The sequence below is a fragment of the Sabulibacter ruber genome (genome assembly GCF_017355955.1).
Classification (GTDB): Bacteria; Bacteroidota; Bacteroidia; order Cytophagales; family Hymenobacteraceae; genus Nibribacter; species Nibribacter ruber_A.
In genome coordinates, this window is record NZ_JAFFID010000001.1 from 235,784 (window position 1) to 262,729 (window position 26,946).

At 52.4% G+C, this 26,946-nt stretch carries 25 protein-coding genes; 8 read left to right on the forward strand and 17 right to left on the reverse strand.

The annotated features are described in order from the left end of the window. Positions 1–52: 52 nt before the first annotated feature. A complete protein-coding gene (treZ, locus tag JT719_RS00965) occupies positions 53–1,903 on the reverse strand; it encodes a malto-oligosyltrehalose trehalohydrolase (protein ID WP_207430200.1) in 1,851 nt (616 codons plus the stop codon). Between the two features lie 271 nt (positions 1,904–2,174). After that, positions 2,175–3,782, reverse strand: coding sequence for an alpha-amylase family glycosyl hydrolase (locus JT719_RS00970; protein ID WP_207430202.1), 1,608 nt, complete (start codon positions 3,780–3,782; stop codon positions 2,175–2,177). A 376-nt stretch (positions 3,783–4,158) separates the two neighbouring features. On the opposite strand from JT719_RS00970, the gene JT719_RS00975 reads away from it, so the two are divergent. The 3 genes from JT719_RS00975 (at position 4,159) to JT719_RS00985 (ending at position 6,985) form a co-directional block, all read left to right on the forward strand. Continuing rightward, entirely contained in the window at positions 4,159–5,055 is an 897-nt protein-coding gene (locus tag JT719_RS00975; protein ID WP_207430204.1) for an aldo/keto reductase, read from the forward strand. Between the two features lie 98 nt (positions 5,056–5,153). After that, on the forward strand, positions 5,154–6,140 hold the full coding sequence (locus tag JT719_RS00980) for an aldo/keto reductase (RefSeq protein WP_207430206.1): 987 nt from the start codon (positions 5,154–5,156) through the stop codon (positions 6,138–6,140). 383 nt (positions 6,141–6,523) lie between these two features. Beyond that, positions 6,524–6,985 carry a DUF4268 domain-containing protein gene (locus JT719_RS00985; protein ID WP_207430208.1) on the forward strand — a complete coding sequence of 154 codons (462 nt, stop codon included), beginning with the start codon at positions 6,524–6,526 and terminating at the stop codon, positions 6,983–6,985. Between the two features lie 21 nt (positions 6,986–7,006). Here JT719_RS00985 and JT719_RS00990 read toward each other — a convergent pair whose 3' ends face one another. The 14 genes from JT719_RS00990 to JT719_RS01055 all read right to left on the reverse strand — a co-directional run bounded on the left by JT719_RS00990 (position 7,007) and on the right by JT719_RS01055 (position 19,490). Next, a complete protein-coding gene (locus JT719_RS00990; protein ID WP_207430210.1) occupies positions 7,007–7,336 on the reverse strand; it encodes a hypothetical protein in 330 nt (109 codons plus the stop codon). A gap of 153 nt (positions 7,337–7,489) precedes the next feature. Next, positions 7,490–8,680, reverse strand: a complete 1,191-nt coding sequence (locus tag JT719_RS00995) for a molybdopterin molybdotransferase MoeA (protein WP_207430211.1) — start codon at positions 8,678–8,680, stop codon at positions 7,490–7,492. 18 nt (positions 8,681–8,698) lie between these two features. Continuing rightward, a complete protein-coding gene (locus tag JT719_RS01000; protein WP_207430213.1) occupies positions 8,699–9,463 on the reverse strand; it encodes a sulfite exporter TauE/SafE family protein in 765 nt (254 codons plus the stop codon). 2 nt (positions 9,464–9,465) lie between these two features. Continuing rightward, the gene (locus JT719_RS01005) at positions 9,466–10,551 is read right to left on the reverse strand and encodes a HesA/MoeB/ThiF family protein (RefSeq protein ID WP_207430214.1); all 1,086 of its coding nucleotides are present in this window, start codon (positions 10,549–10,551) and stop codon (positions 9,466–9,468) included. After that, on the reverse strand, positions 10,535–11,137 hold the full coding sequence (locus tag JT719_RS01010) for an NTP transferase domain-containing protein (RefSeq protein ID WP_207430216.1): 603 nt from the start codon (positions 11,135–11,137) through the stop codon (positions 10,535–10,537). Before JT719_RS01010 ends, JT719_RS01005 begins: the two co-directional genes overlap by 17 nt. Next, positions 11,127–11,603: a cyclic pyranopterin monophosphate synthase MoaC gene (gene moaC / locus JT719_RS01015; RefSeq protein WP_207430218.1), complete on the reverse strand. Its 477-nt coding sequence runs from the start codon at positions 11,601–11,603 to the stop codon at positions 11,127–11,129. The genes JT719_RS01010 and moaC overlap by 11 nt, the downstream gene beginning before the upstream one ends. Before the next feature lie 78 nt (positions 11,604–11,681). Continuing rightward, positions 11,682–12,668, reverse strand: coding sequence for a GTP 3',8-cyclase MoaA (gene moaA, locus JT719_RS01020; protein ID WP_207430220.1), 987 nt, complete (start codon positions 12,666–12,668; stop codon positions 11,682–11,684). Positions 12,669–12,676: 8 nt separating this feature from the next. Next, positions 12,677–13,087: a molybdenum cofactor biosynthesis protein MoaE gene (locus tag JT719_RS01025; protein WP_207430221.1), complete on the reverse strand. Its 411-nt coding sequence runs from the start codon at positions 13,085–13,087 to the stop codon at positions 12,677–12,679. Positions 13,088–13,097: 10 nt separating this feature from the next. Beyond that, positions 13,098–13,337: a molybdopterin converting factor subunit 1 gene (gene moaD / locus JT719_RS01030; protein WP_207430223.1), complete on the reverse strand. Its 240-nt coding sequence runs from the start codon at positions 13,335–13,337 to the stop codon at positions 13,098–13,100. A 385-nt stretch (positions 13,338–13,722) separates the two neighbouring features. After that, positions 13,723–15,942: a xanthine dehydrogenase family protein molybdopterin-binding subunit gene (locus tag JT719_RS01035; protein ID WP_207430225.1), complete on the reverse strand. Its 2,220-nt coding sequence runs from the start codon at positions 15,940–15,942 to the stop codon at positions 13,723–13,725. Then, positions 15,939–16,931: an FAD binding domain-containing protein gene (locus tag JT719_RS01040; RefSeq protein ID WP_207430227.1), complete on the reverse strand. Its 993-nt coding sequence runs from the start codon at positions 16,929–16,931 to the stop codon at positions 15,939–15,941. The genes JT719_RS01035 and JT719_RS01040 overlap by 4 nt, the downstream gene beginning before the upstream one ends. Continuing rightward, positions 16,928–17,455, reverse strand: a complete 528-nt coding sequence (locus tag JT719_RS01045; protein WP_207430229.1) for a (2Fe-2S)-binding protein — start codon at positions 17,453–17,455, stop codon at positions 16,928–16,930. The genes JT719_RS01040 and JT719_RS01045 overlap by 4 nt, the downstream gene beginning before the upstream one ends. Positions 17,456–17,729: 274 nt before the next feature. Continuing rightward, complete coding sequence (locus JT719_RS01050; protein ID WP_207430231.1) at positions 17,730–18,332, reverse strand: nucleotidyltransferase family protein; 603 nt, start codon at positions 18,330–18,332, stop codon at positions 17,730–17,732. Positions 18,333–18,335: 3 nt separating this feature from the next. Further along, positions 18,336–19,490: an XdhC family protein gene (locus JT719_RS01055; RefSeq protein ID WP_207430233.1), complete on the reverse strand. Its 1,155-nt coding sequence runs from the start codon at positions 19,488–19,490 to the stop codon at positions 18,336–18,338. 384 nt (positions 19,491–19,874) lie between these two features. Between JT719_RS01055 and JT719_RS01060 the strand changes: the two genes are divergently transcribed. From JT719_RS01060 to JT719_RS01080, 5 genes are all read left to right on the forward strand, one after another. Further along, entirely contained in the window at positions 19,875–21,242 is a 1,368-nt protein-coding gene (locus JT719_RS01060) for a sensor histidine kinase (protein WP_207430235.1), read from the forward strand. 39 nt (positions 21,243–21,281) lie between these two features. After that, positions 21,282–21,659 (forward strand): response regulator, encoded by a 378-nt coding sequence (locus JT719_RS01065; RefSeq protein ID WP_207430237.1) that lies wholly within the window; start codon positions 21,282–21,284, stop codon positions 21,657–21,659. Further along, positions 21,659–22,702, forward strand: coding sequence for an adenylate/guanylate cyclase domain-containing protein (locus JT719_RS01070; protein ID WP_207430239.1), 1,044 nt, complete (start codon positions 21,659–21,661; stop codon positions 22,700–22,702). The genes JT719_RS01065 and JT719_RS01070 overlap by 1 nt, the downstream gene beginning before the upstream one ends. Before the next feature lie 400 nt (positions 22,703–23,102). Then, a complete protein-coding gene (locus JT719_RS01075; RefSeq protein WP_207430241.1) occupies positions 23,103–25,862 on the forward strand; it encodes an NTP/NDP exchange transporter in 2,760 nt (919 codons plus the stop codon). Next, positions 25,849–26,295 carry a Crp/Fnr family transcriptional regulator gene (locus JT719_RS01080; RefSeq protein WP_207430243.1) on the forward strand — a complete coding sequence of 149 codons (447 nt, stop codon included), beginning with the start codon at positions 25,849–25,851 and terminating at the stop codon, positions 26,293–26,295. Before JT719_RS01075 ends, JT719_RS01080 begins: the two co-directional genes overlap by 14 nt. Here JT719_RS01080 and JT719_RS01085 read toward each other — a convergent pair. Beyond that, a complete protein-coding gene (locus JT719_RS01085) occupies positions 26,279–26,878 on the reverse strand; it encodes an HD domain-containing protein (protein ID WP_207430246.1) in 600 nt (199 codons plus the stop codon). The genes JT719_RS01080 and JT719_RS01085 overlap by 17 nt on opposite strands. Between the last annotated feature and the right edge of the window lie 68 nt (positions 26,879–26,946).

The following is a 26,946-nucleotide window of genomic DNA, read 5'->3' on the forward strand; positions in this document are numbered from 1 at the left end:
TGCCTTAAAATGGAAGCTTCTTTCGGTATAGATTTCCTGAGTTCTAAAACTATCAATCCTCAATTCCTTTGTACACCGTTACGCTCAGCGGGGGCAGCGTAAGCGAACTAGCCGAAGCAATCTGGGTGGGCAGTTGATAATCGGGTACTACATCTTTAGAATCCATCCAGTGCGGTTCTTTAGAGTCCAAGACTTTAATCCATTGGTGAGCCCAATTCGGGAACGTATAGGTAATCCCTTCCTCAGTGAGGTTGAAGAGACAGAACAGGTGTTGGTTGCCTCCGGGTGCCTGGCGGTGTAGCACAAAACCAGCTTGCTGGATCACTTCTACCCGCACGTCGTTTTTGACGTAGTTTTTCAGAATGGGCTCGCTTTTGCGCAACTGAATAAGGAAGCGGTGCCAGTCCAGGATCTGTTTGTGTTGTCCCTTATTCCGCTTGCTCCAGTCCAGTTTAGAATCCTGGAAGGTTTTCTCCTCTTGCGGATCGGGCGGCTCCACCTCAAACCCAAAATCAGAGAATTCTTCTTTGCGGCCTTTCTGTACGGCTTTGATCAGGTCAGGGTCTGAATGGCTCACGAAGTAGTAAAAAGGAGCTTCATCGGCATATTCCTCGCCCATGAACAGCAGGGGCACGTACGGGGCCAGCAGAATGGCGGCGGCGGCAATTTTCAGGCGCTCTTGGTTTACCAGCACGCATAGGCGTTCGCCTTTGACGCGGTTGCCCACCTGGTCATGGTTCAGGTTGAAGATCACGAATTTGTTCCCAGGAATGCCTGCCGAAGAAGCGCCGTACTTCCGTTTCCGGAAAGACACATAATCGCCGCTGTGCACGAACCCATCGGTGTAGGCTTTGGCCAGCTGCTCCAGCTTCCCGAAGTCTTTGTACCGATCTTTGCCTTTCTGGTCCAGTAGCACGTAAAGGGCATGGTGGAAATCGTCTAGCCACTGCGCTTTAAAGCCGTAGCCGCCCAGTTCTGGCGCATTGATGACCCTGGGGCTGTTTAAGTCACTCTCGGCTACCATGTGCAGTGGTCGGCCCAGTTTCTGGCTCAACTGCTGCACCTTTAGGTTGGTGTACTCCCAAAAATGAACAGCGCCGGTGTCAAAAGCCATGTGGATGGCGTCCAGGCGAAGGCCGTCTAGGTGGTACTCTTCCAGCAGAAACAAGGCGTTATCTGAAAAGTAGTCGCGAACGCCGTCGGACCAGTCCCCGTCATAGTTAAGGGCATCGCCCCAGGGCGTTTCGTATTTGTGCGTGAAATAAGGCCCGAAATTGGCCAGGTAATTCCCTTCTGGTCCTAAGTGGTTGTACACTACATCCAGGAACACGGCAATCCCGTGCGCGTGACAGGCATCTACCAGCGTTTTCAGGCCCAGCGGACCTCCGTACGAGTTTTGCACCGCGTAAGGGTACACGCCGTCATAACCCCAATTTCGGGAGCCGGGGAACTGCGCCACGGGCATAATCTCTAAGGCATTGATGCCAGTGGCGGCCAGATCGGGCAGCAGCGGGATGATGGCTTTAAAGGTTCCCTCCGGGGTAAAGGTGCCCACGTGCAGTTCGTACAGGATAAGGTCCTCAAAGGGAAGACCGCGCCAGGAGGCATCCTGCCAAAGGTACGCTTCTGGGTCAACTATCTCAGAAGGGCCGTGGACCCCTTCGGGCTGGTAATACGAGGCTGGATCCGGGAACTCCTGTTCGCCCTCCGGCGCAAAATAATACCGATAACCGGGTTGGATATGGTTCAATTCCAAGGTGAAGTACCCTTCACCATCTTTCTGCATTTCAAGCTTTTGTTTTTCGGGGTGCATCAAGTGCAGGGCCATGCTTTTTTTCTCTGGGGCCCATACTCTGAATACACATCTGCCATTCCCTAAATAGTTTGCTCCAACCCATTTCATACGTATTTATTTATAAGTATAAATTCCAAGCGATATACTTGAATATTCAGATAAGGTTGAGCAGTAAGTACTTAAATGAAAAAGATTATACCTAAACCGAAAGGAAGTTCCAAAACAAAGAACCGAGCAGGTCTTGAATTCAGATGCTTTAAGAATTTACTTCTGGAAAGACTTAAAAAGTCCCCAATAGCATGCCTGCCCAAGACAAGTTTGAAAATGTCTTAGGTGATGGAGCAGGCGTGCTATTGGGGACTAGAAAACGCTTCTTTTCCTAAGAGGAAAGCCGAACGATGATGGCTTCATCACCGCCTAGGTTGATGGTAGTATCCACGGTAGTGCCTTCCAGTTCAGGCACGGTGGCCAGCTCTATTGTCCCTTTGATCTCCAGGTTTTTGGCTTTGAAATAGCAGGGTCGGTGGGTTAGGTTGAGCAGCACCAAAAAGGAGTCATGCCCTTCGGCCTGCCGGATATAGGAAATCATCTGGTTATCAGAATACACCGGGATGTAGCTGCCAACAGAAAGGGCGGGTTCCTGCCGCCTTAGTTGTATTAACCGCCGGTAGAGCGAAAGCATAGAGTAGGCATCGTCTTTCTGGGCCAGCACGTTCTCCCGGTGAAAGTTGGGGGCCAGTCTGAGCCAGGGCTTGCCAGTAGTAAACCCGGCGTTCTGGCTGGAATCCCACTGCATAGGCGTACGGGCGGGGTCACGGCTCAGGTTCTTATCGGGCATGTTCAGGCCCTGGGGGTCCTGCACTTCTTCAAACGGAATGGGAACATCGCGCATGCCAATCTCATCGCCGTAGTAAACGGTGGGCGTTCCGCGCAAAGTGAGCAAAAGCATGGCCGCTACGCGGGCCTGGGCAATGCCCACCCGGCTGGTGATACGCGGTTGGTCATGGTTGCTGAGTACCCAATTGGGCCAGCCGTCTAGGGGTAAGGCTCCCTCGTACTGGTCAATGGTAGTGGAAAGCAGTTGAGCATCCCAGGGCAGCGTGAGCAACTGAAAGTTAAAAGGCAAATGTACGCCCGAGTGATTGGTGCCGTAGTAGGCCATTAGCTTGTTGATGGGCAGGTAAATCTCGCCAATCAGAACCTTTCCCTCATATTCATCCGCTACCTGGCGCATCATCCGCACTATGTCGTGCACCTCGGGCTGGTCTGTGGAGTACACGGGCAGCAACTGGTCATAGGTGGCCTGGTGCGGGGCGTAATTAGGGTTGACCGGGTTGTTCCGGAACTGCGCGTCTTTGATCATGTGGAAGATCACGTCAATCCGGAATCCGTCAATGCCTTTGTCAAACCAGAACCGCATCACGTCCAGCATGGCCTTCTGTACCTCAGGGTTGCGCCAGTTCAGGTCGGGCTGCTCTTTCAGGAAACCGTGGTAGTAATATTGCTGCGTATGCTCGTCCCATTCCCAGGCGGTGCCGCCAAACATGGCCAGCCAGTTGTTGGGCGGCGAGCCATCGGGGAGCGGATCTTTCCAGATGTACCAGTCGCGTTTGGGGTTGTCGCGGGATGAGCGCGATTCCAGAAACCAGGGGTGCTGGTCTGAGGTATGGTTGGGCACCAGGTCCAGCAATACTCTGATATGGCGGGCGTGCGCTTCCTGCAACAGCGTGTCAAATTCTTCCATGTTCCCGAAGAGTGGGTGAATGCCGGTGTAGTTGGAGATATCGTACCCAAAATCGGCCATGGGCGAATCATAGATGGGCGAAATCCAGATGGCGTCAACGCCTAGCCACTGCAGGTAATCTAAGCGTTGGGTAATGCCCGGCAGATCGCCTACGCCGTCCTGGTTGCTGTCCTGAAATGATCTGGGGTAAATCTGGTAGATGATGCCTTCCTGCCACCACAGGTGCTGTTTTGTTTTTTCCATAGTTTCATAGGTCTTGAACAGGAGGGTGGTTTCTCCTGCCGCGCGTAGCTGCTGGTTCTTGTCTCCGGGTTTATACGGTAAGGGGTGTGTCAGGATATTGGGGATGCCTACAGGGCTACTAGTTAAGATTTGGGGTAGGCTGTTTTTAGGCTGTTTCAGCTAAACCATGGGCTAAACGGGAAAGGAGAAAAACCTAGGAGCGGAGCTTATTTTGTTACACCAATTGGGTAGGGCAGGTATCTTCTTGCGCGTATCCGCGTTTGTAAGGGATGGCTTCTCTGTTTTAGGGTTTCTTTTAGGAAACCAGCCCCAAAACCGGTTTCCTGCTACCTTTGGTTTTCAGGCTCAGGGCTAAGTTAACGTAGAACTTTACTGTATGAAGTATAAAAAGCTAGGCACCTCAGACTTACAGGTAAGCGAGGTGAGTTTCGGGTGTATGTCTCTGAAAGGAGAGGAGCCCCTTAATATCCGGTTGCTGCACCAGGCGCTGGAACAAGGCATCAACTTCTTTGACACCGCCGACCTGTACGACAAAGGCCAGAACGAGGAACTGGTGGGCAAAGCTTTCCAGGGAAAGCGAGACCAGGTGATCATCGCCACCAAGGTAGGCAACCAATGGCGACCCGATGGCAGCGGCTGGGACTGGAACCCCACCAAAGCTTACATCCTGGAGGCGGTTGAAAAAAGCCTTCGTCGCCTGCAGACTGATTATATTGATCTATACCAACTGCACGGCGGCACCATTGAGGACCCCATTGACGAGACCATCGAAGCCTTTGAACTCCTGAAACAACAGGGCAAAATCAGGCACTACGGCATCTCTTCCATAAGGCCTAACGTGATCAGGGAGTACGTAAAGCGGTCTTCCATGGTGAGTGTCATGATGCAGTTTAGCTTGTTGGACCGCCGCCCCGAAGAGCAGATGCTGGACTTGTTGCAGCAGCACCAGATTGGCGTGTTGGCCCGCGGTAGTCTGGCTCAGGGCTTGTTATTGGGTAAAGCTCCCAATACGTACCTGGGCCATACCGCCGATGAAGTGGCCCACGCCGCCAAAGTTTTGCGGTCCGTAGCTCAGTCAGAAGAACAAGCCATGGAAACAGCCGTGCGGTACGTATTGCACCATCCGGCGGTAACCACGGCGGTGCTGGGCATCAGAACCCCGGAACAACTGCAGGATGCCCTGGCTGCTGCCCATTCCGCTGACCTTACCCAGGAAAAATTCCTTTCTTTGCGGGAGCAGATTTCGCTTGCTTTGTATGAACAGCACCGGTAGAATAGGGGCTTTTTCATAAGATTGAGCTAAAAACAGAAAGGTAAGCCGTAAACAGCAGCTCACTCACAAAACGTAACCATACCTATAACAACAGGAACATGAACTACAGAACACTAGGCAAAACGGGATTCAACGTATCAGAAATCGCGCTGGGTACCTGGCAGGTAGGGGGCCGCTGGGGCGATCCCTTCAATGATCAGAACGCCGAGCGCATCATCAACTCGGCCATTGATGCCGGGGTAAACTTCATTGACACCGCCGATGTTTACAGCGATGGCCTGAGCGAAGCCGCCGTGGCCAGAGTGGTGAAAAGCCGCTCAGAAGAGATCTTTGTGGCCACCAAATGCGGACGTCAGATTCAGCCGCACGTACCGGAAGGCTACACCCCGGAGAAGCTGATTGGCTACGTGGAGCAGAGCCTCCGCAACACCGGCCTGGAAACGCTGGATCTGATTCAACTGCACTGCCCGCCCACCGATGTGTACACCCGCCCCGAAATCTTCGAGACCTTTGACCGCCTCAAAGAGCAAGGCAAAATCAGGAACCTGGGCGTGAGCGTGGAGTTAGTGGACGAGGCGCTCATGGCCATGCGGTACCCCAACGTAACCACCATCCAGGTAATCTTTAACATGTTCCGCCTGAAGCCCAGTGAGCAGTTATTTGCGGCCGCCCGGGAAAACAACGTGGGCATTATTGTGCGCGTGCCCCTGGCCAGCGGTTTGCTCAGCGGAAAGATGAGCCACCAGACGTCCTTCGGTCCCGAGGATCACCGCACCTTCAACCGCAACGGCGAAGCGTTTGACAAAGGCGAAACTTTCTCAGGCGTAGATTTTGACCTGGGTCTGGACGCAGTGGAAGAACTGAAGAAACTGTTCCCCGGGCAGGAGTCCTTGGCGGCCTGGGCTTTGCGCTGGGTCTTGATGTTCCCAGAGGTAAGCACCGTCATTCCGGGTGCCTCGCGGCCCGAGCAGGTATCAGCAAACCTGCACGCGGCAGAGTTGCCGGCCTTAAGTCAAGAGCAAATGGCCGGTGTACAGGCAGTGTATGAGAAATACATCAAGCCTACCGTGCATCAGCTTTGGTAAGCTGTTCTGTCATAGGTAAATAGCTTCTGTTTTGGTACTATTGAAAGAAGTGGGGCAGAAGGGTTTATCGGCAGATTTTTCAAAACAGGGTAAAAACAAAGAGGGGGCGTCCCCCGATGCCCCCTCTTCACAAACAAAAATAAAAACCCTGTAATGGAGAATGCATTAATCAATTCCATCTGTCAGCAAAGTACAGATGTTTGTACATCGAAATAAATACCTAAAAGTAGGTATTTATGAACCATCTGGCTTTTGGCCTATCCGTTGAATTGAATTTTTCTGGGGGAATAGGATTATAGCGGCCCCCTACGCTTTGCGCCGGTCTCCTTCAGACACCCGCCGCTAACCCTTATTTTCCCTAAACCTTTATTGAATCACATCACATGTACACCCGGGAACAAGCCTCGCAACTCAGACAAGCTTTCTGGACCACCTTTGGCCAGTACATTGCGCCCCATCCCTCAGCCGAGGGGTTAAAGATCAACTGGTCTAACTACAAGACCGGGCTCAAGCACGTGTACTTCCGGATGAAGGCCGAAAAGAAAGTAGCTTCCATTGCCATTGAGTTGACGCACCCAGACCCCGAGATCCAGGAGCTTTACTTTGACCAGTTTCTGGAGTTGAAGACCTACCTGCACGAGACACTGGGCGAGGAGTGGGAGTGGGACCTGCACACCACCAACGAGTACGGCGAAACCATCAGCCGCATCTACAAAGAGATCAGCCCTGTGAGTGTCTTCAACCGCGAAGATTGGCCCGCCCTCATCTCGTTTTTCAAGCCGCGCATCATTGCCCTGGATGAATTCTGGAGCGATGCCAAGTACAGCTTTGATGCCTTGAAGTAGATCTTAAAAGGGATGCACTTTTTACCAAAGCGCATCCTCGTCTTCGTCAGGATCATGGTGCTGCCGGTAAAAGCCTTTCTGGCTGTCCAGCGGCGTACCTTTCCCTTCCAGATGGTCCTGGATATCAATCTGCATCTTCATGTGGTCCAGTTCCAGGAACTCCTTCCAGAGTACCTGGTCATTGAGGGTCATGCTCTCCACAATTTCCTCCAGCTGCAGGCCTTTGCCCTGGGCAACCTGGTTCACCAGGTGCGGATCTGAGGTCAAAAGTTGGTTGATGCGCTCCCGGAAATAGCTATTCAGTTCCCGGTACCGCTCGGCATCCCATTCGGTTCTTTCATTCTGGTTCATACTCGCGTTTCCTTGCTTCTAGGCTTTGTACGGAAAATTCTCTGGCAGATAGGTCCCGGAGGAGGCAGATTTCTGTTTTTCGGGTGTTTCCTGGAAATTGAGCCGTAAACAAAAGCTATGTTGGGGCAATAATTGGTTACTACGAGGCAAAATCTACAGCCTGGTCAACGGAAATGCTTCTCCGGCCTTGAAATCCTGTTGGGAGGCCGGAAGGCTCAGCAAAGCATCGGCTTTCAGGAGGCTGGTCAAGTCACCGGAGCCAGTGGTATCCACGGGCGTGGCTTTCAGAACGCCGTTTTCGTTTGACAGCGTCACCGGCACGTGGTAGGTGAGCGTGGGCTTAAACGTAAGAGCCTGGGTTAGTTGCGCGAAATAGGGAGCAGTCTTTCTTAAACTCAGGGACTGGTGCAGCCAGGGTTTGAAATACAGTTGATAGCAGACAAACGTAGACACCGGGTTGCCGGGAAAGCCAAATACCACCTTCTGGTCAGGCATAGTACCGAACAGCATAGGCTTGCCGGGTTTTTGGGCTATTTTATGGAAAATCTGCCGTAAACCCAATCCTTCCAATACCTGTGGCAGGTAATCGAATTTGCCCTTGGAAACCGCCCCGGAAAGTAGAAGCACTTCATGCCGCGCCAGGATAGAAGTTAGTTCCTGCTTCATGGTCTCTGGCTCATCGGGCAGGTGGAACAAAGCCGCGGGAATGTTCTCCTGCTGCAAAGCCGCCGCCAGCATGTAGGCATTAGAACGCCGGATCTGGTGCGGGAGCGGAGTCTGGTCTACCTCTACCAACTCATCGCCGGTAGAACAGATGGCTACCCGGGGAAGTTGGTACACTTCCACCCTGGCTAATCCTACCGAGGCCAGGGTTCCCACCATGGCTGGGGTGATCTTCCTTCCGGGGGTAAGCAAGACCTCTCCGGCTTTGCCGTCTGCGCCCTGGGTGTGGATGTTCTGTCCGCTCACGACCTGTTCCGCTTCAATAGTAGCCACAGATGCTTGTAGTGAGCAGACCTCGTAAGGAATTACCGCATCGGTGTTTTGGGGCAGCATGGCACCGGTCATCACCTCAATGCAGTTTTCGGGGTCTTTCAAGGAAACTTGGGGAGAACCGGCGGCCTGGGTTTGCTCTATCTGGAAGGTTCTTTTACCGGCCGCAAAGGTTTGGGAGTTGATGGCAAAGCCGTCCATGGTTACCCGGTGAAAAGGAGGGAAGTCGCGGTCGGCAAGGACTTCCTGCGCCAAAACCCGGCCCACGGATTGCAGTAAGTCTACTTCCTGGATATGTAACGGTATGGTATGCTGCAGTACCAGTTGTAAGGCTTCATCAACGGAGATCATGGCGCAAAGATCAGGATTCTAGCTGTATTCCAACACAAGCTTCAGGCCGATGTACAGGATAAACACGCCGGTAAGGCCTTTCACCGCCTGAGGTTTGATCTTGCGCAAACTAACCCGGGTACCCAGTTGCCCGCCCAGGAAAACCGCCAGCAGCAGCGGCACCAGCAAAGAAGGCGCTGCCTTGAAGTTGCCGCTGACCAGTTGACCCATTAAACCTGCAATGGAGTTCACCAGGATGAAGAAGGAAGCAAGTGCGGCAATGGTGCGGGCATCGGCCCACCGCAGCAAGTGCAGGATGGGCGACAACAGAATTCCTCCTCCAATGCCCACCAACCCCGAGATAAAGCCCGAACCGGCTCCCAATCCCAGGTTGAACAAACCCGAATGCTGGGCGTATTCCATCTTCTGGGAAACCGGCTGCGTGAAGAACTGAAGGATGAGCAAGGCCCCTGACAAGGCTAACACACTCCCTAAACAGATAAAGAACACCGATTGCGTTAAGGAAAAGGTAGCCCCCAGGAAAGCCGCCGGTACGCTACAAATGGCCAGGGGCAAAAATTTCTTCAAATCAAAGATGCCTTCCTTGATGAACAGGTACGTACTGCCCGACACCACCACAAGGTTGCACAGCAGCGCCGTGGACTTGATTTCCAGAAAATTGGGCAGGAAAAGAGCCAGTAAAGCCAGGTAGCTGGAGCCGCCCCCAAAACCTACCGAGGAGTACAGGGTAGCGATGACAAAGAAACTGAAGATCAGCAACAGAAGGTTGAGGTCCCAGGCCATGGTTAACTAACTACTAAATGGTTATGTAGTTGCTCCTGCCAGGCGTCCATGCCGCCTTTCATGCTGTAAACCTCGGCCCCAGCGTCTTTGTCCAGCAGCATCTGCGCAACTTTCAGGCTACGGCCTCCTTTCTGGCAAATGGTGACAATGGGTAAATGCGTGGGCATCTGGTCTACCTGGTGCTCAAACATGGACAGGGGCGTCAGCAAGGCTTTTTGTAAATGCCCCGCTACGTATTCGTTTTCTTCCCGCACATCCAGCAGCAAAAGCTTTTTGCCCTGGTTCATCCATTCCATCAACTCAGAAGGGTCAATTTCGGGCACGGTGGTGCAGGACGCTACCGCGTAAGAAGCTTGCAGGCGCTGAATGCGCTGGTTTTCTGGTTTGGCTTTCAGTTTGATTTTGTGTTGGGACTGGTTCAGGAAATCCAGCATGAGCAGGTAACCTGACAGCGATTTGCCTACGCCGGTAATCACCTTCACGGCTTCCAGGGCTTGCTGGCAGCCCACCAAACCTGGCACCACGCCCAGTACGCCGGCAGTGTTGCAATCCGGGATTTCCTCTGCTGAGGGTGGGTTGGGGTACAGGCAGCGGTAGGTAGGCCCATCTTCAAAATTGAAGACGCTTACCTGCCCTTCGTACTGGTGCAGGGCCCCATATACGAAAGGTTTGCCCAGTAAAACACACGCATCATTGATCAGGTACCGGGCTTCAAAATTATCGGTGGCATCTACCACCAGGTCATATTCCTTGATGATCTCCAGTGCGTTCTGCAGGGTTAAATGGGTTTGATAGGGTACCAGTTGAATGGCCGGATTTAGCTGCGCGAGCTTCTGGGTTGCCACTTCCACCTTAGGTTTGCCCACTTCCGGGGTACTGTAGAGCACCTGCCGGTGCAGGTTGGTGAGGCTGATCAGGTCGCCGTCCACCAAACCCAACGTACCCACGCCCATTCCGGCCAGGTACTGCAAAACAGGCACCCCCAGGCCGCCGGCACCTACCACCAGCACTTTGGCGTTTTGGAGCTTCTTTTGGGATTCTGGCCCGAAACTAGAAAGCTGAAGTTGCCGGCTATAGCGGTTGTCCATGGCGAAGTTTTTGGGTGATGTAGGCGTATTCGTCGGGGCTGTTGGCATTGTAGAGCTCCTCGTCATCCGCCGGGTGAATGAGTTTGATGTTTGTATTCAGCAGGAACTTGCGCGGACAGGTTTTACCGGTTTGGGTAAAGGCCAGCGCCGGTTCATAGGCCTGAGGCTCCCAGATGGCCAGCAGCGGTTCCGGCAGGTCAGAGCCGTTCTGGGCGTAGGCGGTGGCAACTTTGCAGGGATCTCGTTCTGTGACCAGCTTTTCCAGGGTATTTGGGGTTACCAGCGGCAAATCGCAGGCTACTACCAGCCAGGCAGCGGTGGGGTGTTGCCGCAGGGCACTTAAGATCCCGTTCATGGGGCCGCGCAGGTCATGAGTATCTACCAGGTAATTGATGTCCTTCTCCACTTCGTTTTCCTGGCCCGGTCTAACGCTCAGGTACACCCTGGAGCAAAATGGTTGAAGCAACTGGTACAGGTGCTGCCGCTGCGAGATGCCGTAATAGGGAATGAGGCCTTTGTCCTTCCCCATGCGCGAGCTCTGGCCCCCGCTCAGTACCAACCCGAATATTTCCTGATCAGGCTGCATGGATGTCTGATTTACCGCCGGTTTTCTGAATCAGCCTGATATCGGTGAGCTGGATGTCATGGCTCAGGGCTTTGCACATATCGTACACGCACAGCGCCGCGGCCGAGACGCCGGTCAAAGCTTCCATTTCCACGCCGGTTTTGCCTTCGCAGCGCACCAGGCAGGTAACCTTCAAGGAGTAGTTTTCTGCTGGTTCAATCTCCACTTTACAGGTAGACAAAGCCAATGGGTGGCAAAGCGGAATGATATCAGAAGTTTTCTTGGCCGCCATCACACCGGCAATGATGGCCGTCTGGATCACGCCGCCTTTTTTGGTCAGGAAATTCTGCCCGGATAGCTGCTCAAACACCACCTCCGGAAAACGAACTTTGCCCTCAGCCACCGCCGTGCGCACGGTCACCTTTTTAGGAGACACATCTACCATGCCTGGCAGCCCGTTTTCATCTATATGTGAAAGTGAACTCATGTAATTACGTAAATGCAAGGTGTTTATAGCGTAGTTTTGGGAAACCAGGCCTAAAACAAATTTTGGTTACTCTTCAGATCAGCCGCCCAGCAGTGACATGGAGGCGTGCCGGGCATGGCTGGCTTCGGCCGCGAAACCGTCTTTCTCGCGCTGGCTTACCGCGTCCAGGATTTCCTGCTCTAGTTGTTCCTGGGTAAAGCCCAGCCGCAGCAGATCGCGCAGGTTGGTAGCCGGAGGTCCGTACAGACAGGTGCGCAACTCGCCGGTGGCCCCCAACCGGATGCGGTTACAGGTACCGCAGAAGGTCCTGCTGAACGATGGAATGATCCCGAACGTGCCTTCATAGCCCGGCACCCGGTAGTTCACCGAGGTAGAGGAAGGGGCACTGGGCAGTTGCTCCAGCACGGGGTAATGGGCGTTAAGGTGCGCGTAAATCTCACGGTAGCTCCACTGCGGCCTCTGGAAGTTCTCGGTGCCGTTGAAAGGCATTTCCTCCAGGAAGCGTACGGCCAAAGGGTATTCCTTGGTAAGCTCCACAAAGGGCACCAGGTCCTGGATGTTCTTGCCCTCGGCCACCACACAGTTGAGTTTCACCTCAAACCCGCTTTCCAGCAACTGGAAAATACAGGCGTACACCGCCTCAAAGCTGTCGCGGCGGGTGATCTGGTGGAATCGCTCGCGGTCCAGCGAATCAAGGCTGATGTTGATTTTCCGGATGCCGATTTCCTTCAGCGCCTGTATGTGCTTCTTTGACAGCGTGCCGTTGGTGGTAATGGTGATTTCCTCCAGCCCCGGTATCTGGCTTAGTTTTCGTAAAAAAGGGATAATCCCGGCCCGTACAAACGGCTCGCCGCCCGTAATCCTGATCTTGTTCACGCCAAGGCTGCAAAAGAGCGCCGAGAGCTGGTACAGTTCCTCAAACGACAACAGTTCCTGGCGCGCGGCAAAATCCATTCCTTCCTCTGGCATGCAGTAATAGCACCGGAAGTTGCACCGGTCAGTGACCGAGAGCCGCAGGTACGTCAATTGCCGGCCGTATTTATCTATCAACAAGGGTTTGCTCATGGTTGGAATTAGGGGTGGGCATTAACCCAAACGCTGTTGTCCTGGTAATATTCTTTCTTCCAGATGGGAACGGTTTTCTTCAGCTCGTCAATCAGGAACCGGCAGGCGGTAAATGCGGCATCACGGTGCGCTGAGGCCACGCCAATGATCACCACCGGCTCGCCCACCAGTTTCTCGCCCACGGCGTGCAGCATCACCAGTTTCTCAATGGGCCACTGTTGTTGGGCCGCCTCGGCTATTTTCTGCATTTCCTTCAGGGCCATGGGCGCGTAGGCCTCAAAGACCAGTTTCGTTACTTCCTTGCCCTGGGCGTGGTCCCGGACGGTACCGATGAAAATATCAATGCCGCCAGCGCTGGGAGATTGCAGGTAATGGTAGGCTTCTGTGACATCAACCTCTTCAACTAGTTTAATCAGCATGGTGTAAAAATTAACCTCCACTCACGGGCGGAATCAGCGCCACTTCCTGCCCGGGTTGTAAGGGTTGATCATCATCGGCATACTCGCTGTCTACGGCAACGGCCAGCGAACTAAGTTTACCCATTGCCGGGTATTGGCCCGCCAGCCAAGCTTTCAGTTGGCCCACCGTCTGGATTGTTTCCTCAGGTTTTATTTTCAAGGTGCCGCTCCCCACTATCTCTCTTGTGATCCCAAACAGCAGGATTTCCATATTCAATACTCTAAAATGTTCCGGCCAAGCCGCTCATGCAGGCAGTCCGGTGCTAAAACTACTTCTCTTTTTCCCTTGAACCAAAAGTAAGGTCAATTGAATGAACAACTCTGTAGAAGTAAGGTCAATTGAATTTACGGATTATATAAAGAATTGAGAAAATTAGCACCGGAAGCCTGGTTCATGCACCTACGGAAAAGCAGGGTTGGTGTTGCTTTAGGGTTACTTGGTTAGATGAAGCTTTAGTATGCTTAGATTCAGGTAAATTGATAAAGGCTAATTAGTTATCATTTAATGTTTTCTTATTCAACTTACAAGCATCTGAAAGGGAAAGAACCCGTTTCTCTGCTGCTTTTTATAAAACAGCAGAGAAACGGGTAAAGAGTTACATAAGCATGTCCAAGGTGATGGGAAGTCTTCTGATCCGTTTGCCGGTAGCATGAAAGACCGCATTGGCAATGGCCGGGGCCACGCTCACAATCCCGATTTCACCTAATCCTTTAGCGCCCAGGGGATTCACTATTTCGTCCTTCTCCTCCACAAAGATGACATCGGTCTCAGGAATGTCGGCGTTCACGGGCAGGTGGTATTTGTCCAGGTCATGGTTGATGAAGCGGCCCAGGTGGTTGTCCATGACCGTGTGTTCCTCTAAAGCGCACCCAATGCCCCAGACGGTACCGCCCAGAATCTGACTTCGGGCCGTTTTGGGGTTGATGATTTTACCTCCCGCAATGGCACTCACCAGCCGGGTAACCTTCACGGTTCCCAGATCTTCGTCTACCTGCACTTCGGCAAAGGTAGCTGAATGAGAGTAGCTGGAGTATTTCTGTTGCTCTTTGGCGGGTTTGGCAGACACTTCCGCTTCTAATGGTTTTCCTTCATTCAGTGCCAAAACCTCCAGAAGCGGGACAGACTGAGCTGGAGCCTCGGACAAGAACATCCGTCCGTTCGCAAAAGAAATCTCTTCTGGTTTGGCGTCTTTGAAGATCTCATGCCCATTTTTCTGTGCCACTTTCAGGAGTTCTTCCTGTAGTTTCTCGCATACCTGCTTCACCGCTGATCCTACCGAGGAAACAGTCCAGGAACCGCCTTCCAGCGGAGATTTAGGTAACGAAGAATCACCTAATTTAAAGGAGACATCCTCAATGGGTAAACCCATGGTTTCAGCGGCAATCTGGGTCATGACGGTGTAGGTTCCGGTGCCGATGTCGGCGGTGGCGCAGCTTACCTCTAGTTTTCCCTCTGGCGAAAGCACTGCCTTGGCGGCGGCTTCCTTCTGCTTGGCTTCCCAACCCCCGTGGGCCATTCCCCAGCCTATGAGCTGATGCCCTTTCTTCATTGATCGAGGCGCCATTTTCCGGTTGGCCCACCCAAACCGCTCCGCACCCTGGCGGTAGCACTCTTTCAGTTCCTTGCTGGAGAAGGGCTTGCCTTCGTTATAATCAGTGTCAGTGTAGTTTTTCAACCGGAACTCCAAGGGATCCAGGCCAGCTTTGTAGGCCATTTCGTCTATGGCAATCTCCAGGGCAAAGGTGCCGGTGGTACCACCGGGAGCCCGCATGTCTAAGGGAGTGTACACATCCAGGCTCACCAGTTGGTGGCTTACCTGCACGTTGTCGCAGTGGTAAAGCACGCCGGGCCAAATGACCACGTCTTCGTTGTAATCCTCAAACGTGGACGTCTCCCCGAAGGCATTGTGCTGAATAGCCTGCAGCTTTCCGTCTGGAGAGGCTCCCATGGCGATGCGCTGCGCGGTGGTAGGCCGATGCCCAAACGAAAACATCTGTTGCCGGGTGAGCACCACTTTGACCGGTCTTTTCAGTTCCCGAGCAGCCAACACCGCCAAAAAAAGCTGGTACTGTGGCCGAAGCCCCGAACCGAATGCGCCGCCTACGAACGGAGAATAGACCTGCACCTTTTCCTTAGGTACTCCAAAAGCATTGGAGATGTATTCCTGGCTGTTCTGCACTCCCTGTATTTTGTCATAGATGATGAGGGAGCCGTCTTCCTGCCAGATAGCAATGGAAGCGTGCATTTCAATGGGGTTATGGTGCTGCGCTGTATGCGAGTAGACTTCCTCCAGTTGTAGCTCTGCCGCGGCAAACGCCTGCTCGGCATCGCCCCGCGGGTCTGGTGGGGGCGTGGATTTATACTTTTTAGGTTTATAGGCATTGGATATGTTCGCCTCAAAATCCGTGGAATGAGGCTCACGTTCGTATTCCACTTTCACCAGCAGGGCGGCGTAACGGGCCAGTTCAAAAGTTTCTGCCACCACCAGCGCAATGGGCTGCATGCTGAACAGAATCTTGTCACTGTTAAGTGGCCGGAAAGGGGAGCCCGGCGGCGAGTCTTCGTCCTGGTAGTGTTTGTCCAGCCAGGTGTACCCGGGCCGGTTTTCATGGGTAAATACCTCCAGCACCCCCTCCAAAGCCAGCGCCTCAGAGGTGTCTATGCTTTTAATTCTGCCTTTGGCAATGGCGCTGTTCACCACCACCCCGTGCACGAGATTGGGGGCGTCAAACTCGGCGGCGTACTTGGCGGTGCCCGTTACTTTGGCGTGGCCGTCTACCCGGTTGGCGGGTTTGCCTGTATAATTCTCTTTCATGATGTCGGTTCCATTTTGGTAGCTTGTTCCAGGGCCCGCACAATGGCGCGCTTGGCTAATTCTACTTTAAAGGTGTTGTCGCCGTAGCCTTTGGCTCCCAGTAGGTAGGCCTCGGCTACCCGCCGGAAGTTTTCTGTTGTCGCTTCCTTGCCCCGCAGGAAGGCTTCGGCTTCGGGCACTCGCCACGGTTTGTGCGCCACTCCGCCCAAGGCAATGCGGGCTTCTTTGATGATAGAACCCTCCAGGTCCAGCGCCGCCGCTACCGATACCAAAGCAAAGGCGTAAGATGCGCGGTCTCTCAGTTTCAGGTAAGTATAGTGCTGGGCAAACCCTTGGGCGGGAAGGTCAATGGCGGTGATGATCTCGTCGGGCTGCAGATTGGAGTCCAGGTGCGGGTTATCACCAGGCAGGCGATGGAACTCCGCAAAAGGAATGGGTCTTTCGCCCTGTGGCCCTTTCACCCGTACGGTAGCTTCCAGCGCCGCCAGGGCAACGCACATATCCGATGGGTGGGTGGCAATGCAGTGCTCACTGGTACCCAGAATGGCTAAATCGCGGTTATAGCCTTCAATGGCCGAGCAGCCCGAGCCAGGCTCCCGCTTGTTGCACGGGGTCTGGGTATCATAAAAGTAGTAGCAGCGGGTGCGCTGCAGCAGATTGCCGCCATTGGTAGCCATGTTGCGCAACTGAGCGGTGGCCCCCGCCAGAATAGCGTGCGACAGCAGCGGGTACCGGGTTTCTACCAGTTCATGGTAGGCGGTATCGGCATTGGTGACCAGGGCGCCTAAGCGTATACCACCCTCTTCGGTTTCTTCAATGGTATTGAGGGCTATTTTGGTGATGTCTACCAAGTGGCTCGGGCTCATGACATCAATCTTCATCAAGTCCAGCAGGTTGGTGCCGCCGGCTATGAATTTGGCCCCTTCGGCGGAAACTTCCTGCACGGCGCTGTCCACGTCCTGTACCTGGGTAAAGGTGAATGGTCTCATAGTCCGGTTCTCCTTTCCAGCGCTTCCTGCGCCACTTGAACAATGTTGGCGTAAGCCCCGCATCTGCAGATATTTCCGCTCATCAGGTCTTTGATGTCGTCCAGGGTTTTGGCTTTGCCTTCGTTCACCAAACCAATGACTGAACAGATCTGGCCCGGAGTGCAGTAGCCACACTGGAACGCATCATGTTCAATGAAGGCTTGCTGTACCGGGTGCAACTCTCCGTCTTTGGCAAGCCCCTCCACGGTGGTGATTTCCTTGCCTTCCTGCATTACGGCCAGGGTAAGGCAGGAATTAATGCGTTTGCCGTCCAGCAAGATGGTGCAGGCGCCGCACTGGCCATGGTCGCAGCCTTTTTTGGTACCGGTAAGGTGAAGGTATTCGCGCAAGGCATCCAGCACGGAGGTCCAGGGAGCCAGTTGTAGTTGGTGTTCGGTGCCGTTCACCGTAAGGGTGACCGTACGGGTTTGGGGGAGGGTAGGCCGGGTGACTTCCGCGGTGCCCACCGCATTTTCTTTGTTCATGGAGCTTCTGGTTGAACAGGTAAAACTTCCTTTTTGTAGCCAACCGCTTGGCTGATTGATAGATAAACCCCACGAACGAATTAACGCTGCTCCAACTTCACCAGCAGGAAGATGCCTGCTTCCAATCCTAATGGTACGGGTGCCATTGAATTTAAGTTAGAGAGCGGTGCGTATTTATACGATAGGCCAAACAGGAAGAACCCGTTTAGAGCCTGTTTTGCTGAAAACAGGCTCTAAACGGGTTCATTCAAGGGAAACCAGGAGAAACCAGGTTTTACTCGTTTTCCTCCATCTGCTGCAGGGCAGCATAATCTGAAGGGGTGTCTATGTCAATTGCTCCTTTGAGGAAGGGAATGGAAGCGACTTTTTCGGGGTGTTGGGCGAGAAGTTTCTTGGCTCCTTCCTGGCCTTTAAGCTGCTGAAGCTCGGGAAAGAATTCTTTTGTAAAGAGCACCGGTGCTCCCAGGGTATCCTGGTAAGAACAAGCCACTATTGACTTGCCGGTCTCTTCCTGCACCTGTATCATCTTCTTCAGGAGGGCTGCCTCCACAAACGGCTGGTCAGACAGCAGGAAGACGACTGCTTCCAGTTCAGGCTCAATTCTGAGTACCTCGGTTAAGCCCACCCGGATTGAGGAAGCCATGCCTTCGGCCCAACCTGGATTATGTAGGAAAAGAACCTCAAACGGTTCCAAGGTAGGTCTTATCTGTTCTGCATTAGCTCCTAACACCACAACTACCAGGCACTGTTTAGCATCAACGGCTGCTTTGATGGTCCGCTGCAACAAGGTCTGGCCCTGAAAGGTAAGTTGCTGCTTTGCTTGACCTAACCTGGAGGAAGAGCCTGCGGCTAAGATGATTATACCGGTTTTTGCCATAAACTAGGAGAGGAGGGCAGCGGGTTTATCAGGAACAGAGCCGGAGTGAATGCTTTGCTGTCTTTCCCGCAAATAACCTCCATTTCGGTTACTGAACACGGCTTTGATCTCGGCCAGCACAGATAAGGCAATTTCTTCTGAGGTTTCCGCCCCAAGGTCCAGTCCGGTAGGGCCGTAGAGGATCTTCCTTTGCTCTTCTGTAAGCGGAGTGCCTGTTTCCTGTAGTTCGTCTACCAATCGTTCCAGTTTCTTTTTAGGGCCCAGCACTCCTATGTAGGAAGGCTGCAGCGGAAGCAGGTTCCGGAGCATAGCTAAGTCATAGTTGTAGTTATGCGTCATAAGCAGAAAGGCGGTTCTATGGTCAACCTGAACCTGCTCCAGTACCTGATCTGGTTTGGAAATAAGTACCTTTTGCGCGGAGGGGAAGCGATCCGGGGTAGCGTAATTGGCTCTGCCGTCTACCACGGTGGTATGCCAGCCCAAGGCTTGCGCCATGTGCACCAGGGGCATCACATCATTGCCCGCCCCGCACACTACCAGCGAGATAGAAGGAGGAAGATATTCAATGAAACCTGTCAATTCATGCTCAGCGGGGAAGGTCTGGAAAGAGGAAGCGCCCTGCTCCAGCGCCGCCCGGGCATGTTGCAGCATCTCTGAGTTTAACTCAACCGAAGGGGCGCTGCCCATTTGCGAACCATCCTCGGTTAAGAACAGGCAGGTGCCGGGCTGGTGCCCCCGTCGGTTTTCCATCGAGAAAAGGGTTATTAGCACGCCGCTTCTTCTCTGGGAAACCAGGTGCTGCAGGAAAACCATCGGATTATTGGGGTCCTGCGGGTCTATGGGTTCAATCAAGATATGGATGATACCGTTGCAGCCTAAGCCCACTCCCAGTTTGGAGTCATCATCGTCCATTGTGTCATATTTCACCAAACTGGGGGTGCCTTGCACCATGGCCAGGCGGGCTTTGCGCAGGGCATCGCCTTCCAGGCAGCCGCCGCTGATGGCTCCGGTCAGATGTCCTTCCTCAGACACCAGCATGCGGGCGCCGGGTCGGCGGTAAGAGGAGCCTTCTACGTGCACCACCGTTGCCAGGGCCGTTTTCAGGCCGTTTTGCTGGTGTTTTGCATAAACGGCCACTATTTCCTGTATTTCCTTCATAAAGCAGAATTGCGAGGTCTTCAGGTGTTCTACTACTGAGCTTCTTTTTGGTTTCCGGGGTGAGCAACCCCATCGGATCAGGCTTCTTTTAGACCTCCTCCTGAAAAGAGGCTCCAACTTACAAGAGAAAGAACGGAAACCAAAGTTTTAGATCCCTGGAGAGAGTAGCCGGTTATCTCTTTTCTTCTTAAATTAAGGTGGTAGCGGAAAGGAAAAGGATAGAGGGACACCGGGCCTGCCTGGTACTGCATCAATGGCATCCCGCCAGAGAAAAGCTAATATAGAAGATCAAGAATATAGGCTACTTTTAATAAAATAGCCAAAACCTGTGTGACGCTTGTTCTAAAATCTTACCTTTAGTTCGGGATAAAATCTTACAGAGCTATGCAATTCTTTACTTTCATGGCCGCCTTTTTTCTGCTAAGGCAGCTACGGAAATCTATCTTGAACACCCCATTAGCAGAAAAGTGGGCCTCTCCCCTGAATATTGCCAGTTGGGTCACCTTAGGCCTTATCATGTTTGTGACCAGCACCTTCAAGGACACCGTTTCTGACCTGATTGGCTTTCTTTACCTGGGTGGGATTCTGGTGGCAGCCTACCGGCACGAGGATTTCACACCTACCCGCCCATTGCAACAGGTGTTTTATCCCTTTTTGTTTGTAGTTGGGTTACTTTCCCTGATGCAGCTCTTCGCCCGGACCTATTATGACGAGTGGGAAGACTACTACAGCATGGCTACGCTGGCAGCGTTTATCTACATCTTCGCGGCCTGGGGCACTTACAACAAAGGGCAGAAAGAAATTGAAAAAGAACGCCAGAAACGGCTTCAGGAAGAAGAGCAGAAGAAGATGATCTCCATCCGGAAATCGGAACTGGAGATTCTGGTGGCCTCCCGCACCGCCGAGCTCACCATTCAGAAAGAGGAACTGCAGCAGACCGTGAGAGAACTGCAGTCTACCCAGGCGCAGTTGATTCAGCAGGAAAAACTGGCCTCGCTGGGAGAACTCACCGCCGGTATTGCCCACGAGATCCAGAACCCGCTCAACTTTGTCAATAACTTCTCTGAGGTAAGCATTGAATTGCTGGATGAACTCAAGGAAGGTCCGCTGAAGCACCTGCCCGCCGAGGAACAGGACTACGCCGCCGAAATCCTGGGCGACCTGACCCAGAACCTGGAGAAGATCACCTACCACGGCAAGCGCGCCGATTCCATTGTGAAAGGCATGCTCATGCACTCCCGCGCCAGCACGGGCCAGAAAGAACCCACCGACCTCAATGCCCTCGCCGATGAATACCTTCGCTTATCCTACCACGGCTTGCGGGCGAAGGACAAGACGTTCAACGCCTCGCTGAAAACCGAATTTGACACCGGTATTGAGAAAGTAACCGTAATCCCGCAGGACATAGGCCGGGTTTTCCTGAACATGTTCAACAATGCTTTCTACTCAGTCGCGCAGAAAAAGAAAAACCTGAATGGCACCTTTGAGCCAACCGTGCAGGTGATTACGCGCCGGCAGGAAGACACGGTGGAGATCATTGTGCGCGATAACGGCTTGGGCGTGCCGCAGCAGGTGATGGACAAGATCTATCAGCCCTTCTTCACTACCAAACCCACCGGCGAAGGAACCGGTCTGGGCCTTTCTCTGAGCTACGACATCATTACCAAAGGGCACGGCGGCGAACTGAAGGTAAACTCAGAAGAAGGCCAGTATGCCGAATTTATTATCCACCTTCCTTTAAAAAACAGCTAGAAAGCTATAATTTTCTATCTCAAATTAAATTCCCCGCGCATGCATATTTTAGTGGTAGACGACGAGGCAGATGTTCAACCCTTGTTTCAGCAGCGATTCAGAAAAGAAATCAGAAGTGGTGAGATCGTGTTTTCCTTTGCTTTGTCAGGCGAGGAGGCACTGGCTTACCTGGCGCAGCACCCCTCCAAAGTGGTTTTGATATTGTCAGACATCAACATGCCGGGTATGAGCGGGATTGAGTTGTTGCATTACATCCGGCAGGACTACAACACACCTCCGCCGGTAGTCATGATGGTGACCGCTTACAATGACGAAGATAATTACCAGCAAGCCATGCAGCAGGGAGCCAATGATTTCCTGACCAAGCCGCTTGACTTTTCTGTTCTGAAAGAGAAACTCAAAACCGTAGTAGAGTAATGGCCAAGATTTTAGTAGTGGACGATGAGGTGGATTTAGAGTTGCTCATCAAGCAGAAGTTCCGGCGGAAGATCAGGGAGAACCGCTATGAGTTTGTGTTCGCCCAGAACGGTGCCGAGGCTTTGCAGAAAGTGCAGGAACATCCGGATCTGGATGTGATCCTGTCAGACATTAACATGCCCGTGATGGATGGACTTACCCTGCTCAGCAAACTCCCGGATGTGAATCCCATTCTCAAAGCGGTGATAGTCTCGGCCTACGGCGATATGGAGAACATCCGCATGGCGATGAACCGGGGGGCCTTTGACTTTGTCTGCAAGCCCGTCAACTTTGAGGACCTGGAACTGACCATGGACAAAACCGTGCAGCACGTAACCCAACTGCGTGAAACGGTGAAAGCCATCAAAGAGAACAACATCCTGAAGATGTACGTGGATGAGAACGTGCTCAATTTCATGACCCACCAGGAGTTTGAGCAAAGCCTCATGAAGAACGAGGCCATTGACGGAACCGTCATGTTCATTGACATCTGCGGCTTCACCGCTATCACCGAGCACGTCTCGGCCGATTCAGTGGTGAAACTCATCAACAAGTTCTTTGACCTGATGGTGAAGGAGATTATTGACCAGGGAGGCCTCATTGATAAGTTCATGGGAGACGCCGTGATGGCCGTTTTCCGGGGCGATTACCACATGGACCGCGCCATAGATGCTGCCCTTGCCGTACGCGAAAAGATCAAGAACACCGACAAGATCTCTACCGAAGAAGCCGAGTTTAAGCCGCAAATCTCCATAGGCATTAACTCCGGCGAGATGATTTCCGGCAACATCGGTTCGGTTTCTCTGAAGCGCCTGGATTACACCGTTATTGGTGATGCGGTGAACCTGGCCCAGAGGTTACAATCGGTGGCGCAGCCCAACCAGATTATCATTTCTGAGCAGATGTACCAGAAAGTGAAAGAGTCTTTCCACTGTCAGAAAATAGGAGAGACCTCCCTGAAGAATAAAGCCAACCCGGTGACCATCTATGAGGTTTTGGAATAGCGTTTCGGGGCTGTTTTCAGGAAAATAGCCTTGAAACAGGATTTCCTATTTCAGTATATCTGACGCAAAGAAGCCATTCTGCACCGGAATGGCTTCTTTGTGTTACTGGTGTTTTCTTGATGGTTGAACATTTCAATGGATTGCAAACTCATCGTCAGAAACTTAATTCAATTTCGGCTCCTTTTCCAGAAAACAGGCGCTAAACAGAAAAGAGGAAAATTGGCTTTGGGGTAAGCAGGTCTCAGTAGGTCTTCTTATATTTAGTCTGCCAAAGGCAAGCGTCACGGGAGGTGCTCTGAACGGGGTGGTCAGCTACTGAACAGAACAGTTCTCTTGGGTGCAATAAGCTTGTGGGAAGGGGTAGGAGTGGTTGATAAAAGTAACAGATTAATAGCTTCTTATGAATAGCAAACTCCATTTGCTGTTGAATATCAAACCTGCCGAGGCCCGGGTGGTAAAGCAGTTGTTTTTAGTACAGTTCTTCTTAGGAATTGCCACTGCTTTTCTGTTTACCAGTACCCTGGCCATGTTCCTGCACACCTTTGAGGCCAAGGATATTCCCAAAGTGTACATCGTCTCGGCGGGTTTGCTGTTGGTGGCCAATGCCTTTTACGGCAAATTGGAGGCTAGTCTTTCGGCTAAGAAACTGCTGCAGACCATCATCATCTTTTCCGGTTTCTCCATTCTGTTTACCTGGGGCGGGGTTTCCTTCCTGGCGGCCAGGTGGGTGCCGTTTGTGCTGTCGGCCTGGAACCTGGTAGTGTACATGCTGGTGGGGTATGCCTTCTGGGGAATGGCCGCCATCATATTCAATGTGCGGGAAAGCAAGCGCCTTTTCTCGGTGGTAGGATCCGGAGATATCCCCGCTAAACTGATGGGTTACACCGCGGTATCGGTGCTGGCGCCGTTCTTAGGGGTAGAGAACCTGCTGTGGTTTTCCATCGGGGCTTTTGTGCTGGCCTATTATTTCCTGAAAAGATTCAACCATGCCGCCATCACCGGCCACCACCATGCTGAGCACGGGCATGCCACAGGCCACGGGCACGGAGCAGAGCACGCAGAACATCAGTCGTTCATTTCAAAGTACTTCCAGAACCGGCTGATTTTCTTTATCACGCTGTTTTCGTTGCTGGCGTTTACCGTCTATTCCTTAATTGATTACACCCTGCTGGCAGAAGTAAAATCTAAGTTCACCAGCAGCCCCGCTTTGGCCACGTTCATCGGGGTTTTCTTTGCCGTGGGCCGGATTATGGCTTTGTTTATCAAGTTACTGTTCAGTAGCCGGATGATCAGCCGCTTGGGCCTGGCGAACTCATTACTTATTGCCCCGGTGGTACTGCTGCTGATCTCGGGTTTGCTGCTGTTACCAGGTGAGAGCGAGAAGATGATTCTGTATACCTTTGGAGTAATGGTGTTGCTGTCTGAGGTTTTGAAATCGGCGGTGCAGGAGCCGGCTTTCTTTGTGCTCTTTCAGCCCTTAGACCCTCATTCCAGGTTAAAGGGCCACCTTATTTCCAAAGGTTACACCATGCCGGTGGCCTTGTTGATCACGGGGGTGTTTCTGGCAATTTTCAAGTATTTCAACGGGGGCATTTCCATAGTAACGGTTTGCCAGATTCTAGTGGTTTTACTGGCGGGTTGGATCACTTCGGTGTTCCTCATCAAGAAAGAATACCTGCACACCCTCATCAATGCCCTCAAGAAAGGCTACTTTACCGGGTCTGAGTTGTTCCTGAACGATGAGCCCGTACGCAATGTCTTGATCGGGAAACTGGAAAGCCAGAACCCCAAAGAGGTTATTCTGGCCCTGGAACTGCTGGAGCGTTCTGGTTACCGGAACCTGGAAAAACGACTTTTGCCCTTGCTGGATAGCCGGTCTGAGGTGATCAGGAGATACGTTCTTTTCAGAATCATAGGCCTAAAACTGACCAACGCTTTCCCCTTAATTGAAAAGGCGTTAAGAACCGATGCACTAGGCAATGCTAGAGCTGATTTTGTGCAAGCCTACTACTTTTTAAGCCCTACGCTTCAAAGCATTTCACCCCAGGACCCTTTGGAGATGCAGAAAGCAGCGTTAATAGGCCTTTCCCTGCGGGAGGAATCTGAAGCGCAGCAACAGGTTTTGCAGCACCTGGAAGCATTAACTAAAAGCGCCCATCTGCAGGATAAACTGGTAACTCTGGACATCATCTCCAAAGCGCCCCGGTCCTTGTACGCGCCCCTTCTGAAATCCCTGCTTTTTGACACCTCAGAACCGGTGTACAAACAGGCCATTGAAACCGTAGGGAAGGTGCGGGAGGCATCGCTTATTGCTCCCATGCTGGGGGTTGTACAGGCCAAGCAAGCCACGTATTCGTTGCAGAAATCCGTTCTGGCTTTTGGAGATGCCTTCTACCAAAACCAGGCGTTGTTTTCTCCTTCTTTGCCAGAGAATTTATTTCTGCAGCTGGTGAAAACAGCCGGAAAAGTGAAAGGGGAGAATTCTAGCCAGTTCCTGGTGCAGGGAATGGAGAAAAGACCTGCCTACCAGGACAACATCATTGAATCTTTGTGGAGCAAAAAGGCCACTTTGGATACCTCGGGTCAGCAGCAAGTACAGGACTGGCTGAAACAAAAACTGGAGCAGAGCCGCCAGAAGGCATTGTATTGCCAGAGCCTTCTGCAAAACCATGAACTGCCTTTGCTGGCTTCCTCCCTTGCCTCAGAGCTGAAGCACGATGTGCAGAAAGTCCTGAAAAGCCTGGCGCTGCTGTATGACCGGCAACAGATTACCCGGGTAATGGACCTGCTAGCCCTGGGCTCCGCCGATAAGGTGGCCAACGCCATTGAAATGCTGGAGCAACTCATTCCTAAGAAGTACTTTCTGCCCCTGGAACTGCAGATAGATTTTCAACTAGACAAAGACAAGAGCCTGTTACCTCTAGGAGAAAAGAAACGACAGGAGGCAACGCAGGTGATCAGGGAAATAGTTACTGAAAATACTGCTAATTGCACCAACTGGACCAAATCGGTGGCCTGCTATAGTGTTCTGGAGGTACCTTCCGCTAACCTGACCGGTCTCCTGGCTTCCGCTCCCCCTGCCACTGGTGATTACCTCTTTGAGGAAACCAGAGGCTTTGTTTTATCTCAGCTTACCCCAACCGCACATGTTACTAATTGAAAAAGTACTTACCCTGCATGCCTCCAAGATTTTCCATGACACCCCCGAAGCCGATCTGGTGGAATTGGCCGGCGTCATGGAGGAGCAACATGTAGAGGCCGGGGTACAGATTTTCGCCAAAGGGGACCACGGCGATAGCATGTATTTTGTGTACAAAGGCAAAATCAGGGTTCATGACGAAGACCACACCTTTGCGGTGCTGGAGGAAAACGAGATCTTGGGAGAGCTTTCTATTCTGGATGGGGAACCCCGGTCGGCCAGTGCTACGGCCCTGGAAGAAACCATTCTGCTTAAACTGGAACAGGAGCCGTTCTACGAGATCATGATCTCTAACGCCGAGGTATTGAAAGGAATCCTGAAGACACTTTGCCGCCGTTTACGCCAAATGGACATCAAATTGGTTGAAAACACAGCCCCTAAGATTGGGAAGTAACTTTTTGCCTGATCACCTCCAGGTGCTGCTTTTTAACAGTTTCTCTGTTGTTTTTGGAATAAGAGGTGAAAAACCCGTGGCTTTCCAAGAACTTCAACTGCACTTTGTTCCACTGCGCTTCCTCCTGCACAATGCCGTAGCACAGAAACTCCTGGAAAAGCGTTTCCCCGATGGAGTAGAAATCAGGGCGGCCCAGGTAGTCTAAATCTGCATCGCAGATAATCTCCTGCAGTCTGGTTTGAGGAGCCTGCGGCACTTTGGTAGCCATGATGAGGCCGCAGATGGTGTCTATCTCCTCAGTGGTAAACCCAAAACCGGGCAGCTCCTCCCTTGCCAGTTCGCAGCCTCTTTCTTCGTGCTGGCTATAGGTGAACAGGAAGCCGGTATCATGGTACAGGGCGCTGACCTTCAGCAGCAGTACTTCCTGAGAATCTTGTATGCCTTCTTTTTCAGCGATCAGTTGGGCCTGTTTCAGAACATCCAGGGTATGGCTGAGGGAATGATAGGTAAGCTGCGGTGAAAGCCCGGTACGGAGCTTCTCCACTACGTGCTGGTACACTTGCTCAAATATGGCGCTTGGCATACAGGAAAAGTAGATCTTAGGTGAAGCGCTAAATCTACGAAAAGGAATCTCACCCGCCACCACCAGCT

Bases quoted from the DNA above. Each gene is read 5' to 3' on its own strand.
- JT719_RS01010 (WP_207430216.1), bottom strand. From the start codon at position 11,137: ATGCAGCCTGATCAGGAAATATTCGGGTTGGTACTGAGCGGGGGCCAG.
- JT719_RS01085 (WP_207430246.1), bottom strand. From the start codon at position 26,878: ATGCCAAGCGCCATATTTGAGCAAGTGTACCAGCACGTAGTGGAGAAG.
- treZ (WP_207430200.1), bottom strand. From the start codon at position 1,903: ATGAAATGGGTTGGAGCAAACTATTTAGGGAATGGCAGATGTGTATTC.
- JT719_RS01060 (WP_207430235.1), top strand. From the start codon at position 19,875: ATGCAATTCTTTACTTTCATGGCCGCCTTTTTTCTGCTAAGGCAGCTA.
- JT719_RS01070 (WP_207430239.1), top strand. From the start codon at position 21,659: ATGGCCAAGATTTTAGTAGTGGACGATGAGGTGGATTTAGAGTTGCTC.
- JT719_RS00980 (WP_207430206.1), top strand. From the start codon at position 5,154: ATGAACTACAGAACACTAGGCAAAACGGGATTCAACGTATCAGAAATC.
- JT719_RS01040 (WP_207430227.1), bottom strand. From the start codon at position 16,931: ATGAGACCATTCACCTTTACCCAGGTACAGGACGTGGACAGCGCCGTG.
- JT719_RS01025 (WP_207430221.1), bottom strand. From the start codon at position 13,087: ATGCTGATTAAACTAGTTGAAGAGGTTGATGTCACAGAAGCCTACCAT.
- JT719_RS00995 (WP_207430211.1), bottom strand. From the start codon at position 8,680: ATGATCTCCGTTGATGAAGCCTTACAACTGGTACTGCAGCATACCATA.
- JT719_RS01035 (WP_207430225.1), bottom strand. From the start codon at position 15,942: ATGAAAGAGAATTATACAGGCAAACCCGCCAACCGGGTAGACGGCCAC.
- JT719_RS01055 (WP_207430233.1), bottom strand. From the start codon at position 19,490: ATGAAGGAAATACAGGAAATAGTGGCCGTTTATGCAAAACACCAGCAA.
- JT719_RS00990 (WP_207430210.1), bottom strand. From the start codon at position 7,336: ATGAACCAGAATGAAAGAACCGAATGGGATGCCGAGCGGTACCGGGAA.
- moaD (WP_207430223.1), bottom strand. From the start codon at position 13,337: ATGGAAATCCTGCTGTTTGGGATCACAAGAGAGATAGTGGGGAGCGGC.
- moaA (WP_207430220.1), bottom strand. From the start codon at position 12,668: ATGAGCAAACCCTTGTTGATAGATAAATACGGCCGGCAATTGACGTAC.
- JT719_RS01005 (WP_207430214.1), bottom strand. From the start codon at position 10,551: ATGGACAACCGCTATAGCCGGCAACTTCAGCTTTCTAGTTTCGGGCCA.
- JT719_RS01050 (WP_207430231.1), bottom strand. From the start codon at position 18,332: ATGGCAAAAACCGGTATAATCATCTTAGCCGCAGGCTCTTCCTCCAGG.
- moaC (WP_207430218.1), bottom strand. From the start codon at position 11,603: ATGAGTTCACTTTCACATATAGATGAAAACGGGCTGCCAGGCATGGTA.
- JT719_RS01045 (WP_207430229.1), bottom strand. From the start codon at position 17,455: ATGAACAAAGAAAATGCGGTGGGCACCGCGGAAGTCACCCGGCCTACC.
- JT719_RS01080 (WP_207430243.1), top strand. From the start codon at position 25,849: ATGTTACTAATTGAAAAAGTACTTACCCTGCATGCCTCCAAGATTTTC.
- JT719_RS00970 (WP_207430202.1), bottom strand. From the start codon at position 3,782: ATGGAAAAAACAAAACAGCACCTGTGGTGGCAGGAAGGCATCATCTAC.
- JT719_RS01065 (WP_207430237.1), top strand. From the start codon at position 21,282: ATGCATATTTTAGTGGTAGACGACGAGGCAGATGTTCAACCCTTGTTT.
- JT719_RS01075 (WP_207430241.1), top strand. From the start codon at position 23,103: ATGAATAGCAAACTCCATTTGCTGTTGAATATCAAACCTGCCGAGGCC.
- JT719_RS00985 (WP_207430208.1), top strand. From the start codon at position 6,524: ATGTACACCCGGGAACAAGCCTCGCAACTCAGACAAGCTTTCTGGACC.
- JT719_RS01000 (WP_207430213.1), bottom strand. From the start codon at position 9,463: ATGGCCTGGGACCTCAACCTTCTGTTGCTGATCTTCAGTTTCTTTGTC.
- JT719_RS00975 (WP_207430204.1), top strand. From the start codon at position 4,159: ATGAAGTATAAAAAGCTAGGCACCTCAGACTTACAGGTAAGCGAGGTG.